Origin of the sequence: Pseudonocardia kongjuensis, from assembly GCF_039526905.1 — a bacterium.
GTDB classification, from domain to species: domain Bacteria; phylum Actinomycetota; class Actinomycetes; order Mycobacteriales; family Pseudonocardiaceae; genus Pseudonocardia; species Pseudonocardia kongjuensis.
This window is the reverse complement of sequence record NZ_BAAAJK010000045.1, coordinates 1-14,943: the sequence shown is the minus strand read 5'-3', so window position 1 is coordinate 14,943 and position 14,943 is coordinate 1. Positions and strand designations below refer to the sequence as shown.

Annotated in this window: 15 protein-coding genes; 6 read left to right on the top strand and 9 right to left on the bottom strand. The window is 76.5% G+C overall.

The genetic code is table 11. The features are described from left to right. Window positions 1-354 precede the first annotated feature (354 nt). Window positions 355-693 carry an ArsR/SmtB family transcription factor gene (locus ABD160_RS27215; RefSeq protein WP_344027514.1) on the bottom strand — a complete coding sequence of 113 codons (339 nt, stop codon included), beginning with the start codon at window positions 691-693 and terminating at the stop codon, window positions 355-357. A gap of 91 nt (window positions 694-784) precedes the next feature. On the opposite strand from ABD160_RS27215, the gene mgtA reads away from it, so the two are divergent. Continuing rightward, on the top strand, window positions 785-3,478 hold the full coding sequence (gene mgtA / locus ABD160_RS27210) for a magnesium-translocating P-type ATPase (RefSeq protein WP_344027511.1): 2,694 nt from the start codon (window positions 785-787) through the stop codon (window positions 3,476-3,478). Between the two features lie 3 nt (window positions 3,479-3,481). Further along, on the top strand, window positions 3,482-3,724 hold the full coding sequence (gene tatA, locus ABD160_RS27205) for a twin-arginine translocase TatA/TatE family subunit (RefSeq protein ID WP_344027509.1): 243 nt from the start codon (window positions 3,482-3,484) through the stop codon (window positions 3,722-3,724). Between the two features lie 131 nt (window positions 3,725-3,855). On the opposite strand, the gene ABD160_RS27200 is transcribed toward tatA, so the two are convergent. From ABD160_RS27200 to ABD160_RS27190, 3 genes are all read right to left on the bottom strand, one after another. Then, window positions 3,856-4,494, bottom strand: a complete 639-nt coding sequence (locus tag ABD160_RS27200; RefSeq protein ID WP_344027507.1) for a vitamin K epoxide reductase family protein — start codon at window positions 4,492-4,494, stop codon at window positions 3,856-3,858. Then, the gene (locus ABD160_RS27195; RefSeq protein ID WP_344027505.1) at window positions 4,491-5,141 is read right to left on the bottom strand and encodes a DsbA family protein; all 651 of its coding nucleotides are present in this window, start codon (window positions 5,139-5,141) and stop codon (window positions 4,491-4,493) included. Before ABD160_RS27195 ends, ABD160_RS27200 begins: the two co-directional genes overlap by 4 nt. A gap of 77 nt (window positions 5,142-5,218) precedes the next feature. Beyond that, window positions 5,219-5,554 (bottom strand): hypothetical protein, encoded by a 336-nt coding sequence (locus ABD160_RS27190; RefSeq protein ID WP_344027503.1) that lies wholly within the window; start codon window positions 5,552-5,554, stop codon window positions 5,219-5,221. A gap of 169 nt (window positions 5,555-5,723) precedes the next feature. Here ABD160_RS27190 and ABD160_RS27185 point away from each other — a divergent pair, with 169 nt between their 5' ends. The 3 genes from ABD160_RS27185 (at window position 5,724) to mgtE (ending at window position 8,853) form a co-directional block, all read left to right on the top strand. After that, window positions 5,724-6,209, top strand: coding sequence for a cupin domain-containing protein (locus tag ABD160_RS27185; protein WP_344027501.1), 486 nt, complete (start codon window positions 5,724-5,726; stop codon window positions 6,207-6,209). A 47-nt stretch (window positions 6,210-6,256) separates the two neighbouring features. Next, on the top strand, window positions 6,257-7,288 hold the full coding sequence (locus tag ABD160_RS27180) for a methyltransferase (protein WP_344027499.1): 1,032 nt from the start codon (window positions 6,257-6,259) through the stop codon (window positions 7,286-7,288). A 128-nt stretch (window positions 7,289-7,416) separates the two neighbouring features. Continuing rightward, window positions 7,417-8,853: a magnesium transporter gene (mgtE, locus tag ABD160_RS27175; RefSeq protein WP_344027497.1), complete on the top strand. Its 1,437-nt coding sequence runs from the start codon at window positions 7,417-7,419 to the stop codon at window positions 8,851-8,853. Here the strand turns inward: mgtE and ABD160_RS27170 are convergent. Beyond that, window positions 8,822-9,478, bottom strand: a complete 657-nt coding sequence (locus ABD160_RS27170) for a TetR/AcrR family transcriptional regulator (protein ID WP_344027495.1) — start codon at window positions 9,476-9,478, stop codon at window positions 8,822-8,824. The two genes, mgtE and ABD160_RS27170, sit on opposite strands and share 32 nt — an antisense overlap. A gap of 78 nt (window positions 9,479-9,556) precedes the next feature. On the opposite strand from ABD160_RS27170, the gene ABD160_RS27165 reads away from it, so the two are divergent. After that, complete coding sequence (locus tag ABD160_RS27165) at window positions 9,557-10,624, top strand: NAD(P)-dependent alcohol dehydrogenase (RefSeq protein WP_344027493.1); 1,068 nt, start codon at window positions 9,557-9,559, stop codon at window positions 10,622-10,624. On the opposite strand, the gene ABD160_RS27160 is transcribed toward ABD160_RS27165, so the two are convergent. The 4 genes from ABD160_RS27160 to ABD160_RS27145 all read right to left on the bottom strand — a co-directional run bounded on the left by ABD160_RS27160 (window position 10,549) and on the right by ABD160_RS27145 (window position 14,546). After that, the gene (locus tag ABD160_RS27160; protein WP_344027491.1) at window positions 10,549-11,541 is read right to left on the bottom strand and encodes a DUF418 domain-containing protein; all 993 of its coding nucleotides are present in this window, start codon (window positions 11,539-11,541) and stop codon (window positions 10,549-10,551) included. The genes ABD160_RS27165 and ABD160_RS27160 overlap by 76 nt on opposite strands. After that, window positions 11,538-12,191: a response regulator transcription factor gene (locus tag ABD160_RS27155; protein WP_344027516.1), complete on the bottom strand. Its 654-nt coding sequence runs from the start codon at window positions 12,189-12,191 to the stop codon at window positions 11,538-11,540. Before ABD160_RS27155 ends, ABD160_RS27160 begins: the two co-directional genes overlap by 4 nt. A gap of 14 nt (window positions 12,192-12,205) precedes the next feature. Then, a complete protein-coding gene (locus ABD160_RS27150) occupies window positions 12,206-13,414 on the bottom strand; it encodes a sensor histidine kinase (protein WP_344027489.1) in 1,209 nt (402 codons plus the stop codon). A 235-nt stretch (window positions 13,415-13,649) separates the two neighbouring features. Next, a complete protein-coding gene (locus tag ABD160_RS27145) occupies window positions 13,650-14,546 on the bottom strand; it encodes a DUF559 domain-containing protein (RefSeq protein ID WP_344027487.1) in 897 nt (298 codons plus the stop codon). Window positions 14,547-14,943: the final 397 nt, after the last annotated feature.

Here is a 14,943-nt window from a genome sequence, read left to right as displayed (position 1 = left end):
CGGCGCCGGGTCCCGCGGGGCGCGCAGCGCCGGATCCCGCCGGTCCCGTGGCGCCCGATCCCGCGGGGCGTGCGGGGCCGGGTCCCGCGGAGCGCGTGGCACCCGATCCCGCGGGGCGCGTGGCACCGGGTCCCACGGGATCTGCGGCGCCCGATCCCGCCGGGCCTGCGGCAGCCGATCCGGCGGGGCGCGCGCGGCCGGGGGACGGCGGCGCAGCTGCGCCGGGGGACGGTGTCGGACCTGCGCCGGGGGACGGTGTCGGACCTGCGCCGGGGGACGGTGGCGGACCTGCGCCCGGGCGGCGCGGCGGCACCGGGGTGGTCGGCGACTCGGGCCGGGGCGGGCGGGGCGGCGTCACGCCGTGCCCCGCTCGCCCAGCGGCCCGGAGCGGCGTGCCGTCCGGGCGTTGACGACCGCACGGACCACCTCGACGACGGCCGGATCGTCGATCACGTAGATCTGGTGGCGGCCCTCCCGCCGGGCCCGGACCAGGCCGGCGAGCTTGAGCTTGGCCAGGTGCTGGGAGACCGCGGCGACCGGCTGGCCGAGCGCGGTGGCCAGGGTCCCGACGTCGCGCGGGCCGGCCGCGAGCAGCCAGACGATCTGCAGCCGGGACGTCGCACTGAGGATCCCGAACGCCGCGGCCGCATCGGCCAGCAGCTCGGGATCGAGCAGCTCCGGCTCGTCCACCACACCCCCGACAGTTGCGACAGTTGCGCTATCTACGCAACTGTTACCCTACCCAAGCGGTTCCGGGCGTGGAGCCGGGGACCCGAGGAGCGCGATGGACCGGACCGGCCGCCGGATCTCCGGCGGCTCGCCCCCCACCGGTCCCGCACCGCCCGGGCCACCGGTCACCCCCGGCGAGACCGAGCTGCGCGACGCGGCGGTGGCCGACGCGTTCGCCCTGCTCCGCGGCCTCGACACGTCCCGGCGCGGGCTCACCGAGGAGGCCGCCGCGGTGCGGTCGGCCGAGTACGGCGAGAACGTCCCGGCGGCCGGGCGCAGCCCGTCGGCGGGGACCTGGGTCCGGCGGGCCGTCGCGAGCCCGTTCGCCGGTCTGATGGTGGTGCTGGGCGCGCTGCTCGCCGTCGCCGACGGTGCGGCGAGCGCCGCGCTGGTGCTGCTGCTCGCCGCGCTCGGCATCGGGCTGCGGCTGTGGAACGAGATCCGCACCGGCCGCGCGGCCCGGGTGCTGCGGGCCCGGGTCGGCACCACGGTCACCGTGCGGCGGCGGCCGGCTGCGGGCTCGGCGCCGCGGGAGAGCGAGGTCCCGCCGGAGGACCTGGTGCCCGGCGACGTGGTGCTGCTGCACGCCGGCGATCCGGTGCCGGCGGACCTGCGGCTGCTGCGGGCCGACGAGCTGCTCGTCGACCAGTCGTCGCTGTCCGGGGAGCTGCTGCCGGTGCCGAAGGCGCCGCCGTCGGACCGCACCGGCCCCGGACCGCGGCGGGCCCGGCACCGGCCCGCCGACGACCGGCGGCCGGTCACCGCGCTCGGCTCGCTGCTGCTCGCCGGCAGCACCGTCACCCGGGGCGCGGCCACCGCCGTCGTGCTGGCGACCGGGGCCCGCACGCACGCCGAGCAGCTGGCCGGGCGGGCGCACCGGCCGCGCCCGGAGTCGGCGGTGGACCGCGGCGTGCGGTCGGTGAGCTGGACGCTGGTGCGGTGCATGCTGGTCGCGGCGCCGCTGGTGCTGCTGATCAACGGGACGGTCTCCGGGGACGCCCAGCAGGCGCTGCTGTTCGCGGTCGCGGTGACCGTCGGCCTGGCGCCGGAGCTGCTGCCGGTGATCGTCGGGACGACGCTGCTGCGCGGCACCGCCCGGCTGCGCGACGCGGGCGTGCTGGTCACCCGGCCGGAGGGCATCCACGATCTCGGCGCGATCGACGTCGCCTGCCTGGACAAGACCGGGACGCTCACCGAGGACCGGGTCGTGTTCACGCACTCGGTCGATCTGGACGGCCGCCCCGATCCGGCGCCCGGCGACGCCGCCGCGATCGCCGTCCGGTTCCAGGGGGTCCCCCGGGACGGCACCGACGACGCGCTCGCCTGCGCCGGCCGGGACGGTTCGACGCTGCTGGCCGGGGGTCTGCTCACCCGGGTCGCCGAGCTGCCCTTCGACCACGCCCGCCGGCGCGCGACCGTGGTGCTGCGCGACGCGCACGCGCCGGGCGAGCTGGTGGTGGTGCGCGGCGACCCGGACACCGTGCTCCCGCGCTGCACGCACGCGGTGCGCGACGGCACGGAGATCGAGCTGACCGGCCCGCTGCGGACCGCGGCCGCGGACGCCGCCGGCGCCCACCGCGCCCGTGGCATGCGGGTGGTGGCGGTCGCGACCCGGCGGGCCCCGGCGCACGACCCGGAGCCCGAGCGGGACCTGGTGCTGCTCGGCTTCGTCGGGATGGTCGATCCGGTGCGCGCGTCGGCGGCCACGGCGGTCGCCCGGTTCCGCGCCCAGGGCGTCGCGGTGAAGGTGCTGACCGGCGACGACACCGCCGTCGCCGAGCAGGTCTGCGAGCGGGCCGGCATCGACGTCGACGGGGTGCTGGACGGGCCGGCGCTGGACGCGATGAACGACGTCGCGCTGGCCCGCGCCGTCGGGCGGACGACGGTGTTCGCCCGGCTCGGCCCGTTGCAGAAGGAGCGGGTGGTCACCGCGCTGCAGGCGCGCGGGCACACCGTGGGCTTCCTCGGCGACGGCGTCAACGACGTCGGTGCGCTGCGCGCGGCCGACGTCGGGATCGGCGTCGACGGCGCGGTCCCGGCGGCGCGGGCGGCCGCGGACATCGTGCTCACCGATCGCGGCCCGGACGTCGTGGTGACCGCCGTCGAGGAGGGCAGGCGCACGCTGGGGCGGGCGACCCGCTACCTGACGGTGACCGCGGCGCTCAACGTCGGCAACGCGCTGTCGGTGGTGGTCGCCTCGGCGGTGCTGCCGTTCCTGCCGTTGCTGCCCGCCCAGCTGGTGCTGCAGAGCGTGCTGTTCAGCGTGGCCGCGCTGGCGCTGCCGTTCGACCGGGTGGAGCCGGGCTGGACGGCCCGGCCCCGGGGCTGGGACACCCGCGGGATGCTGCGGTTCATGGTCGTGTTCGGGCCGCTGTGCTCGGCGTTCGACCTGCTGACGTTCTGGGCGGTGTGGCGCCATCTCGGCCTGGACACCCCGGAGGAGCAGGCGGTGTTCCAGGCCGTCTGGTTCGTCGAGGGCGTGCTCTCGCAGGTACTGGTGCTGCTCCTGCTGCGCACCCGGGCCGGACGGCCGGCCCGCGCGGTGGTGGTGACGGTGGCCGCAGTGGTGGTGACGGGCGTCGCGTTACCCTTCACCCCGGTCGCCCCGTTGTTCGGGATGGCCGCGCCGCCCGCCGCGGTGTGGCCGCTGCTGCTGGCGGTGGTCCCGCCGTTCCTGTTGTGTGCGGCCGCGACGCGGTCGCTGTACCTGCGTCACGTGCTGGGCATCCGCCCGGCGGACAAGGAGTGAGAGATGACCCCTCCCGGACCGACCCAGCTGCTGATCATCCTGCTCGTGGTCGTGCTGCTGTTCGGCGCGAAGAAGCTGCCGGACCTGGCCCGCTCGGTGGGGCGGTCCAGCCGGATCCTCAAGACCGAGCTGAACGCCAAGGACGAGAAGGACGGGGACGACGCGACGCCGCCCAAGGAGCTCCCCGAGGCGGGCGCCGGCCGGGAGACCCCGCGGACCGAGTCCCGCAGTGACACCGAGCGCTGAGCGAGCAGACTGCACAGCGCGCCGAGCGAGCAGGCAGCACAGCGCGCTGAGCGGGGCGGCTCCCCACCCGCCCCGCCGGTGCGGAGACCCTGCGGCCCCCGCACCGGGCGGGTGCCCGGGCAGCGCCGAGCTCAGATCAGGGTCGACCAGTAGTCCCAGAACCGCTGCAGGGCCAGCCCGATGATCGCCACGAACCAGAGCACCACCGGCACCGCGTGGTACTGGCGCAGTCCGGCGTAGAGCCCCCGGGCACCGCCGCTGCGGTCCAGCGTGGCGAGCGCGACGTACCAGAAGATCGGGATCGTCACGGCCCACACGACCATGCAGTACGGGCAGAGCGCGCCGATCCGGTAGAGGCTCTGGAAGATCAGGTAGTGCACGAACACGACCCCGGCCGCCGAGCCGGCGGTCAGCCCGGCCCAGTACCAGGTCGGGAAGCGGGCGCCGGCGAGCAGCGCCACCCCGGTGGTGACGACGACGGCGAACGCGCCGATCCCGAGCAGCGGGTTCGGGAACCCGAAGAACGCGGCCTGCTCGGTGGTCATCACCGACCCGCAGGACAGCACCGGGTTGATGCTGCACGAGGGCTGGTAGGTCGGGTCCTGGAGCAGCGCGATCCGCTCGACGGTCAGCGTGAACGCGGCCAGCAGGCCGAGCCCGCCGCCGACGATCAGCAGCCAGGGCAGCAGCCGCGGCAGCGGTCCGGGGACCGCGGGGACGGGCTCGGCGGGCACGCGGGCGAACTCCTCGGTCGGGGCGGCGGCGGTCACGGGTTCACCGCCGCGTCCAGGGCGTCGGTGATGTCCTGCACGGACTCCGGGTTCAGCTGCTCGCCGTTGACGAAGAACGTCGGGGTGCTCTGCACGCCGGCCGCCAGGCCGGCCTGCTCGGCCTCCTGCACGGCGGCCAGGGTGGCCGGGTCGGCGACGGCCGCGTCGTAGGCGGCCATGTCGAGGCCGAGCTGCTCGGCGTAGCCGCGGAAGATGCCCGCGGCGTCCGGCGAGCCGGCCCACTCGGCCTGGGTCTGGAACACCCGCTCGTACATCGGGACGAAGCTGCCCTGCCGGTGCGCGGCCTCGGCGGCGACGGCGGCCGGCTCGGCGTTGCTGTGGTGGGGCAGCGGGAAGTAGCGGACGACGAACTCGACGCGGTCGCCGTACTGGTCGACGAGCTGGCTCATCACCGGCTGGATCTGGGCGCAGGACGGGCACTCGAAGTCGAGGAACTCGACCATCGTGACGGCTGCGTCCGGGTTGTCGTTGAGCCGCGGCGCCTCGGCCGGGGCGAGGGTGTCGGCGGCGACGGCGCCGCCCGGGGCGGTGTCCGGGGCGTCGGGGCGGCCTGCGAACAGCAGGGCGGCCAGTACCAGCGCGAACGCGCCGACGACGGCGAGGGAGATCGTGACGTTGCGGGTCATCGGGAGGGTGCCTCCACGGGGGCCGGCGGGGTGCCGGGTCACGGGATCGGGGACGGGACGGACCGGGCTCCCGCGGGTCAGTTCCGGTCGACGCAGAGGTGTTCGACCGGTGAGGGTGTGCGCAGCGTGCGTTCCGGCGGTGCCGGCGCGACGGTGTCCGGCGGCACGGCCGGGGCGAGCGCGACGGCGACGGTGGCCGGTGCGACGTCCGGGACCGGTGGCCCGTCGTCGCCGCGCCGCGGGACCTGCTCGGAGTCGCCGGCGTGCAGCGTCGAGGGCGGGTGGTACGGGCAGTCGGCGGCGCCGAGCGCGGCGGTGTGCCCGGGCGGCGGCCCGGCGGCGGCCGGGCCCGCGCAGACCAGCAGCGCCAGGGCCAGCAGCAACAGTGAGGCGAAGGCGCGCAACGACCTCACCTCGCTCCTCGACGGGGACCGCGGCGGATCCGCTCCGCCCGGGCCCCCGACGATACCGACGGCGGGCGGACCGTCCCTCGCTCCCCCGGCGTTCGGCCGCGGGACCGGTCCGGATCGACCGGCCGCCGCGGCAGGACGTCCGGTCACCGGGCGACTACCGTCGGTGGACGTGAGCTTCCCCGAGCCGTCGGCGGTGTGGCGTCCGGTCGCGGACACCGAGCGGGCCGTGACCTCGCGGACCGGGTCGTGGACCCGGTTCGCCGCACCCGGTGGCGCCGTCGGCGGCGGCTTCGGGCTGTTCGAGTCCTGGATCCCGCCGGACTCGCCGGGCGCGATGCCGCACTACCACTCCGGCTTCACCGAGAGCTTCTACGTGCTCGACGGGCGCCTGCGCATCATGACCGGGACGGACCGGACCGAGGCCGGGCCCGGCGACCTGGTGCACGTCCCGACCGGCGGGGTGCATGCGTTCCGCACCGGGCCGGACTCCGATGCCCGGTTCCTGATCCTGTTCGTGCCCGGCGCGCCGCGGGAGCGCTACTTCCGCGGGCTGGCCGAGTTCGCCGCCCGGGCCGAGCCGCCCACCCCGGCCGAGGTCGACGCGTTCGCGCTGACCTGCGACCAGGTGAACCTGCGCGACCATCCCGGGTTCTGACCGCGGCACCGGCGGCGCCCACCGGTGTGACCGGGGACACTCCCGGGATGGACATCCCCTCCCCCGCCACCGAGCTGGTCGGCATGGTCCAGGCGCACTGGACGACGGACACGATCTGCGCCGCCGCGGAGCTGGGCGTCGCCGACGTCCTCGCCCGGGGCCCGGCGGGCACCGCGGAGCTGGCCGAGGCGACCGGCGCGCACCCGCCGGCCCTGGACCGGCTGCTGCGCGCGCTCGCCACCCTCGGCCTGTGCACCCGCGGACCGGACGACCGCTGGTCGGCCACCCCGCTCGGCGCGGCGCTGCGCCGCGACGCACCCGGCGGCGCGCACGCCAGGGCGCTGCTCACCTCCCGGTTGTGGCGGCCGCTGTGGGACGACCTGACCGCGTCGGTCCGCACCGGCGAGCAGGCGTGCAGCCGGGTGAACGGCCGGCCGCTGTTCGACCATCTCGCCCGGCGCCCCGAGCTGGGCGCGCTCTACGACGTCACCCAGCGCGGGCTGATCGACGACGCGGGCGCCCGGTTCGTCGCGGCCTACGACGTCCCGGACGGCAGCACCGTGGTCGATCTCGGCGGCGGGACGGGTGCGCTGCTGCGGCACGTGCTGGCCGCCCGCCCGGCCTGCCGCGGGATCCTGGTGGACCTCCCGCAGGTGGCGCAGCGGGCGCACGCCGAGCTGGCCGCGGCCGGCCTCGCGGACCGCTGCGACGTGATGATGGGCGACTTCTTCGAGGCGGTACCCGGCGGCGCGGAGGTGTACCTGCTCTCGTTCGTCCTGCACGACTGGACCGACGACGAGTGCCGCGCCCTGCTGCGCACCGTGCGGACCGCGACCGGCCCGGACGCCCGGGTGCTGGTCGTCGAGCAGGTGCTGCCCGACGACGGGCCGGGCGATCCCGGGCCCGCGCTCTACGACCTGCACATGCTGGTCGGCACCGGCGGCCGCGAGCGGACCCGCACCGAGTACGCGGAACTGCTGGCGGACACCGGTTTCCGGGTCGAGTCGGTGACCGCGACGGCGGGCCCGCGCAGCGTGATCGACGCCCGCCCGGTGCCGGTCCGTCGAACACCCCGCTGAGCGGCGCCCGACCCGGGTGCGAGACGCTGGGGTGACGCGTACGACCGTTTCCGTACGCAATCCTCCGGGCCGGTTCCTGCGCGCGGTTCCCGCGCGTCCCGGCCCGCCGCCGGAACAGGGAGGTGGACATGGACGCGACGACCACGACGCGCACGCAGGCCGAGCAGGCCCCCCGGGGTGCGGTCCCGGAACATCCCGACCACCTCACCGATCTGCTCACCGGCGCCCTGCACGACGGCGATCTGGTCGGCGTCGCGGCCCGGGCCTGCGACCTGAGCGCACGCGACCTGGCCGAGGTGCTGGCGCGCTGCGACGAGACCGACGCCGGGGTGCTGTTCCGGCTGCTGGACAAGGACACCGCCGCCGCCGTGTTCGAGGAGCTGGACGCGGTCAGCGCCCAGCGGGTGCTGGACGGGATGCGCGAGGGCACCGCGGGCGAGCCCGCCGACGGCCGCGGCCACACGGTGCTCGAGCTGGTCGAGGGCCTCGACCCGGACGACCGCGCCCGGCTGCTCGGCGAGATGCCGGCGTCGGTCGCGCACCGGGTGCTGGCCGGGCTGACCCCGGACCGGCGCCGGGCGACCGCGGCGCTGCTGGGCTACCCGGCGGGTTCGGTCGGGCGGCTCATGACGCCCGAGGTGGTCAGCCTGCACGCCGGCGGCACCGTCGCCGACGCGCTGGCCCGGGTGCGCCGCACCGGCCGGGAGGCCGAGACCGTGTACACCCTGCCGGTGGTCGGCCCGGGCCGGCGGCTGGAGGGCACGGTCGGCCTGCGCGAGCTGGTGCTGAGCCCGCCGGAGACGCCGCTGGCCGAGCTCGTCGAGACCGACATCGACTGGGTCCGCGCGACCGACACCGGCGAGGATGCGGCCCGCCTGCTCGGCGACTCGGACGGGATCGCGCTGCCGGTGGTCGACGCCGAGCGCCGGCTGCTCGGGCTGCTCACCATCGACGACGCGGTGGAGGAGCTGGAGCGCGCCGAGTCCGAGGACGTGGCCCGCCAGTCCGGCGCCGAGCCGTGGCAGGGCCACTACATGACCGCGGGCGTGCTGGGCCTGGCCCGCTCCCGGGTGGTGTGGCTGCTCCTGCTGCTGGTCGCGGCGACCCTGACGGTGAACGTCCTGCAGTACTTCGAGGCCACCCTGGCCCAGGTCACCGCGCTGGCGCTGTTCGTGCCGCTGCTGATCGGCACCGGCGGGAACGCCGGCGCGCAGGCGGCGACGGCGAGCGTGCGCGCGCTGGCGGTCGGCGAGGTCCGCCCGTCCGACGTGCTGGCCGTGATGTGGCGGGAGGCCCGGGTCGGGGCCGCGCTGGGCACCATGCTGGCGCTGGCCGGGCTGCTGATCGGGACGGCGCTGGTCGGCGCGTCGATCGCGCTGGTGGTCGGCATCTCGCTGGTGGTGATCTGTGCCTGGGCGGCGACGATCGGGGCGACGATGCCGCTGGTGGCGCGGCGGATCGGGATCGACCCGGCGGTGGTGTCGGCGCCGGCGGTGACCACCCTGGTGGACGCCACCGGGCTGGTCATCTACTTCAGCGTGGCGCACCTGGTGCTGCAGCTCTGAGCGTGCCGATGCCGTCGAGCACCAGCTCCAGGCACACGTCGAACTCGTCGCCGAAGGCGTAGCCGGGGCCGATCCGCTCGGCGACGAAGCGCGCCAGGTGCGGGTAGCCGCCGTCCGGGAGGGTGGCGACGATCTCCCGTGCGCCGTCCTCGATGGCGTCCGGGGTGAACGGGATCGTGGCCTCCTGCAGCGCGAACCCGTAGACGAAGGCGTCGATCAGGGCGAACGCGTGCCCGGCGGCGGTCACGTCGAACCCGTCGGAGAGCAGCGTGCCGAGCACCGCGTCGTGCTGGGCGAGGGTGGCCGGGCCGGGCCGGCGGCGGCTCTCGAGCAGCGGCGTCGCCCAGGGGTGGCGGGCCAGCGCGGCCCGCGCGGAGTGGCTGCGCCGGGCCAGCTCGGGCCGCCACGGCCGGCCCGGCACCGGCACGTCGAACTCGGCGAAGACGGCGTCGACCAGGCCGTCGAGGATCTCGTCCTTGCCGGCGACGTGGTGGTAGACGGCCATCGGCGCGCTGCCGAGCCGGTTCGCGACGGCCCGGATGGTGAGCGCCGCGATCCCCTCCCGGTCGGCCAGCTCGGTGGCCGCGGCGAGTACCCGCTCGCGGCTCAGCTGCTGCCGCGCCATCGACGTCCCCCTTGTGGTCGCTGCCCTGGTACCCGTACCGTACAACGTACGTTTTCGTACTTAGTACAGGAGCTGGCGATGCGCGCTGTGGTGCAGGAGCGGTACGGCACGACCGGGGTGTGGCGGGTGGCGGAGCTGCCGGTGCCCGAGCCGGGACCGGGCGAGGTGCTGGTCCGGGTCGCGGCCGCCGCGCTGGACCGCGGGACCTGGCACCTGATGGCCGGGCTGCCGCTCGCGGTGCGGCCCGCCGTCGGGCTGCGGGCGCCGCGCATCCCGGTGCCCGGCCGCGATCTCGCCGGCGAGGTCGTCGCCGTCGGGTCCGGGGTGAGCGGGTTCGCCGCGGGCGACGCGGTGTTCGGCACGGCGCCGAAGGGCAGCCTCGCCGAGTACGCCGTCGCACCGGCGGACCGGCTCGCGCCCGCCCCGGCCGGGCTCGCCCCGGAGACGGCCGCCGCGATCGGGGTGTCCGGGCAGACCGCCTGGCAGGCGGTGCACACCGCGGGGCGGGTCACGCCGGGCGCGTCGGTGCTGGTGCTGGGCGCCTCCGGCGGGGTCGGGACGTTCGCGGTGCAGGTCGCCCGGGCCGCGGGCGCCTCGGTGACGGCGGTGTGCCGCACCGGATCGGTGGATCTCGTCCGCGGGCTGGGCGCGACCGAGGTGATCGACCGCAGCACCACCGACGTGCACCGGCTGGGCCGCCGCTGGGACGTCGTGCTCGACATCGGCGGCAACCCGCCGGTCACCCGGCTGCGCCGGCTGCTCACCCCGCGCGGCACCGCGGTGCTGATCGGCGGCGAGCGGCCGGACGCCCGGATCACCGGCGGCTACGGGCGGCTGCTGCGCGCGGCGGCGCTGTCCCCGCTGCTGCGGCAGCGGCTCGTCGTGCTGGTGGCCTCGGAGAACAGCACCGACCTGGGGCACCTGCGGGAGCTGGTCGAGGCCGGCGAGCTCACCCCGGTGCTCGACCGGACCGTCGGGCTCGACGACGCCGGCGCCGCGATCGAGCATCTCGGGTCCGGCCGGGCCCGGGGCAAGATCGTCGTGCGGGTCGGCGCGGGGCGCGGTCCGGATCAGGCCGCGGAGCGGCGCAGCGGGACCGGCCGCCACCAGGAGACCGTCCGCCAGAGCCACTCCACCGGGCCGTAGCCGAAGCGGCCCAGCCACCACCGGCTGAACAGCACCTGCACCAGCAGGATCGCCCCGGCGAGCGGGAGCACCAGCGGGTAGCGCTCGGAGCCGGTCAGGCCGATCGCCGGGGCGAGCGCGAGCACCAGCAGCGTGGCGGCCAGGTAGTTCGTCAGCGCCATCCGGCCGAGCGGTTCGAGCACCGCGGAGAGCGCGGGCCCGGCCGGGGTGCGCAGCAGCAGGGCGAGCCCGGTCACGTACGCCACCGCGAGGACCAGCCCGGCCGCCGGGGACAGGTGGTCGAACCCGCTGGTCTCGATCGAGCCGGCCTGCAGGACGAGCAGCGGCACCGAGGCGGCGACCGCCGCCGCGCAGACGATCCCGACGCCGCGCCCGGGACGCTCCAGCCGTTCCGGGACGCCGTAGCCCGCCGCGGCCAGGCCGAGCAGGAACATGCCGGGGACCAGCAGCAGACCGCCGTGCGCGACGAACACGGCGAGCCCGGTCGCGACGATCCCGCCGGCCAGCACCACGGCCCGGGGCAGCCAGGACGCGGGGAGCAGCACGACGATCCCGACGATCGCGTACGGCAGCAGCGCCTCCCCCGGGTGCAGCAGCTGGTGCAGCGCGCCGAGCACGCCCAGCGCGACGAGCCGGCGCAGCAGCACCAGCCGGGGCCGGTCGGTGCGGGTCGCGGCGCGCTGCAGGAAGATCGCGAAGCCGAGTCCGAACAGGAACGAGAAGATCGGGAAGAACCGCTGCTGGACGAGCAGCGCGAACCACTGCTCGGTGCCGCCCTGCCAGCCGTCGCGGGCCGGGATCGGCATGTCGGCCAGCGGCGGGATGTTGACCAGGAGGATGCCGCACAGGGCGAGACCGCGGATCGCGTCCAGCGCGCGGATCCGGGTCTGCTGCGTGACGCCGCCCGGCGCGCTCATCGGACGAGCCCGGCGCGGAAGGCCAGCGCCACCAGCTGTACCCGGTCCCGGGACTGCGTCTTCGCCAGCAGGTGCCCGATGTGGGTCTTCACGGTCGCCTCGGAGACGACCAGCTCGGCCTGGATCTCGGCGTTGCTCATGCCCTGCCCGACCAGGCCGAGCACCTCGTGCTCGCGCGGGGTCAGCCCGGCCAGCGCGGCCTGCGCGTCCGGTTGCGCCGCGGCGGGCTCCGGCGCGGACAGCAGCGGCGCGGTGGCCCGCAGCAGCCGCCGGGTGGAGACCGGATCGACGACCGAGTCGCCCCGGTACACGGTCCGGACGGCCTCGATCAGCTCCTGCGGTCGCACGTCCTTGAGCAGGAACCCGCTGGCCCCGGCGCCGATGGCGGCGATCACCGACTCGTCGAGATCGAACGTCGTCAGCACCATCACCTTCAGCCCGGGATGCGCGGCGACCGCCCGCCGGGTGGCCTCGATGCCGTCCAGTCTCGGCATCCGGACGTCCATGAGCACGACGTCGACCTCGGTGCGGTCCAGCTCGGCCAGCGCGGCCTCGCCGTCACCGGCCTGGGCGACGACGGACAGGTCGTCGCACGAGTCGAGCACCATCGCGAAACCGGCCCGGACCAGCTCCTGGTCGTCGACCAGCATCAGACGGACAGCGGTCACCGTTCTCCTCTCAGCGGCAGCCGCAGCCGGACGGCCCAGCCGCCGTCCGGGTGCGGGCCGGTCTCGACGGATCCGCCGTGCAGGGCGGCCCGTTCACGCATGCCGACCAGGCCGTGCCCGCCGCGCGGCGGCCGCGGGACCGGGCCGCGCGCCCCCTCGTCGCGGACCCGGACGGTCAGCTCGTCGTCGGTCCATTCCAGACCGACCCGGGTCGGGGTGGCCGGCCCGGCGTGCTTGAGCACATTGGTCAGCGCCTCCTGCACCACCCGGTACGCGGTCAGTCCGCTGCCGCCGCCGACCGGGCGCGGCGTCCCGGTGACGGTGAGCCCGACCGGCAGCCCGCCGGAGCGGACCTGCTCGACGAGCGCGGCGATGTCGTCGGTGCCGGGCTGCGGGCGGCCCGCCTCGTCGTCGGCCCCGTCGTCCACCCCGGAGTCGCGCAGCATCTCCAGCAGCCCGCGGACGTCGGCGAGCGCCTCCCGGCCGGTGGTGGCGATGCCGGCCAGCACGTCGACCGCCTTCTGCGGGTCGCGCTGCGCGGCGAACTGCCCGCCGTCGGCCTGGGCGATGATGCCGGACAGCGAGTGCGCGACGACGTCGTGCACCTCCCGCGAGATCCGGGAGCGCTCGGCGAGCAGCTCGATCCGGACCTCCTGGCGGCGGCTGTCCTCGAGCAGCCGGGCGCGCTCACGCAGCTGCTCGGTCCGCCGGACGGCGGCCCGGCGCAGCGAGCCGAACAGCCACACCAGCAGCGCGATCAGCAGCGGGAGGCCGTACACCAGCGGCAGCGCCCACGGCCCCGGCGGATCGACGGTGCTGGTCAGCAGGGTGATCGACGGCTGGATCACCGCGCCGACGAAGATCAGCACGAAGGCCGCGGAGCCGGCCCAGCGCGGGCCGTAGGCGATCGCCGAGTAGCCCATGACGAGCGCCGGCAGCAGGATCGCCGCACCGACGCCGGGGAAGAACAGCTGCGCGACCGCCGCGATGACGGCGGCGGCGACGGCCGCCGGGATCGGATGGGTCCGGCGGAGCACCACCGGCATCGCGATCAGCACCGCCACCACCAGGGCGTGCGTCTGCTCGGCCCGCGGGACCTTGCCCTCCAGGGTCCAGGTGACCGCGACGTACAGCAGCAGCGCGGCGAGCACGGCGTCGACGACGACCGGATTGCGCCGGCACAGTGTCACGAACCGCTCGACCACCGTGGGCCGCTCCGCCGCGGCCGACGTACCCGGGCGCCCCGCACGCCCGCCACGACCCTCCATGACCAGCCATGATGCTCGGTACCCGATCGTGGCGGACCGCGGCCCCCCACCCGGACTGCGCCGCGTCGTTCCCATGTGTACGACCCTGCCCCGCCACACCCCCGCACCTCATCGGAGCCCGGACGGATCCCCGCCTCCGACCACGGTCGGAGCTCCCCCGCCGAGATGCGCGTCAGGGTCCGGGGGTGATCGACAATTCGCGATGGTGCGCATCTCGGCGCAGTGCCCCGCGGACCTCGTCGACGATCCGGTGCGGGGTCCGGCGCATGTCGTCGGCGGTGTAGCGCAGCACCCGCCAACCTGCGGCGGCGAGGCGGGTCTGCCGCGCCGCGTCGGCCCGGGCGCGTTCCGGGGTGGCGAAGTGGTCCCCGCCGTCGTACTCGACGCCCAGCCGGTGCGCCGGGTACGCGAGATCGAGCCAGACGGCCCGGCGCCGTTCGTCGTCGAGCACCGCGAACTGCGGGACCGGCCGGGGCAGGTCGGCGCGCACCAGGATCAGCCGGAGCCGGGTCTCCGGTGGGGACCCGGACCGGGCATCGGCCCAGCTCAGGACGTCGGCGACGCGCCGCACGCCACGCAGCCCCCGGTAGCGCGCCGCGAAGTTCAGCAGCAGGTCCGGCGCGAACTCGCCGCGGGCGAGCGCGTCCACCGCGACGACGCCCTCGGTCGGTTCCAGCCACCGGGCCAGGTCGAACGCGGTGCGCATCCGGCTGGTGATCCGGACCCCGCCGATCCGGTCGATCTCCCCCGGGTGCAGCCGGTCGCGGCGCACCCGCACGCCGGGCCGGGATCGGACCCCCGAGCCGGTGCCGATCACCTCGGCCGGGGCGCCACGGGGCGCGCAGGACCGGCCGAGCAGCTCCGCCGCGGAGTACCCGCACAGCACCGCGCCCGGCCCCGCCCACACCGACGCAGCGAGCGACCGCAGCCGCAGATCCGCAGGGACGTCGGCGCGGGCGTGGACGTCAGGCAGCAACCGGCGGAAGTCCTTGCCCCGCAGGCGTCCCGGGGTGACCAGCCCGGCCGCCACGGCAGCCGAGCCGCGAAACACCTCCGGCAGCTCCCGCATCCGCCGATCCTGCGCCGGCGACCCGCTCCCCCGCGGTCGTTCGCACCACGCCGGTCCCGATCGCGAACAACCGTCCGTACCCGGATCACCCCCGCCGAGATGCGCGTCAGGGTTCGGGGGAGATCCACATCCAGCGCTGGTGCGCATCTCGGCGGTTGGGCGGGGTGGCGGGTGGTGGGGCGGGGCTGTGCGGCGGGGCAGGACCGTGCGGCGCGGCAGCACTGCGCGACGGAGCAGGACTGTGCCGCGGGGCGGCGGGGCGCCTGCGCCGCGGGGCGGCCGTGCGGCGGGGCGGCCGTGCGGCGGGGCGGCCGTGCGGCGGGGCGGCCGTGCGGCGGGGCGGCCGTGCGGCGGGGCGGCCGTGCGGCGGGGCGGCCGTGCGGCGGGGCGGCCGTGC